The sequence below is a fragment of the Bartonella sp. MR168JLCBS genome, from assembly GCF_042194175.1.
This window is the reverse complement of record NZ_JBHIMP010000202.1, coordinates 1-935: the sequence shown is the minus strand read 5'-3', so window position 1 is coordinate 935 and position 935 is coordinate 1. Positions and strand designations below refer to the sequence as shown.

1 protein-coding gene is annotated in these 935 nt (G+C 38.3%); it reads right to left on the bottom strand.

Features of this window, described 5'->3' with window-relative positions; genetic code table 11:
- Window positions 1–935: aspartate--tRNA ligase (gene aspS / locus ACFIK8_RS10345; protein ID WP_375669374.1), on the bottom strand; the 935-nt coding region annotated here is incomplete at both ends.

Below are 935 nucleotides of genomic sequence, written 5' to 3'. Positions count from 1 at the left end.
GTTTTAGCCGGAATAGCCCACACTTGTGCATTTTCATCATTCATTAAAATCTGAGCAAAAATCTTAAAACAAGAATCATAAAAATGCTGAGAGACATCTTGCATAATAATCGGATTACGCAAATCAGGTTTATCAGAACCATACTTTTGCATTGCTTCATCATACGAAATACGAGGAAAGTTCTGTGTGACAGGTTTTCCATTTGCAAATTCTTCAAAAATAGAACGCATAATAGGTTCCATTGTTACAAAAACATCTTCCTGCTCAACAAAACTCATTTCAACATCTAATTGATAAAATTCACCTGGAAGACGATCTGCCCGTGGATCTTCATCTCTAAAACATGGAGCAATTTGAAAATAACGATCAAACCCTGACATCATTAACAATTGTTTGTACTGTTGAGGTGCTTGCGGCAATGCGTAAAATTTTCCCTGATGAATACGACTCGGAACCAAAAAATCGCGTGCTCCTTCCGGTGATGATGCAGTCAAAAGTGGTGTAGTAAATTCTGTAAAACCATTATTCTGCATAGACCGTCTGATAGCAGTAATAATTTCAGTGCGACGCATTATATTTTTGTGCATGGTTTCACGACGTAAATCAAGAAAACGATACTTTAAACGAATATCTTCTGGATAATCAGGTTCGCCAAAAACGGGTAGAGGAAGCTCATCAGATTTTGAAAGAATTTCCACCTCTTTCACAAAAATTTCAATCTCGCCTGTTGGAAGAACTGTATTAATAACTTCATCAGAACGTGCACACACTTCCCCATCTACACGAATGACCCATTCAGAACGCACCTTTTCGATAATTTCAAAAGCTGGCGAAGCTGGATTAGCAACGATTTGCGTGATCCCAAAATGATCACGCAAATCCACAAAAAGAATTCCGCCATGATCTCGAACACGATGAACCCATCCTGAAAGACG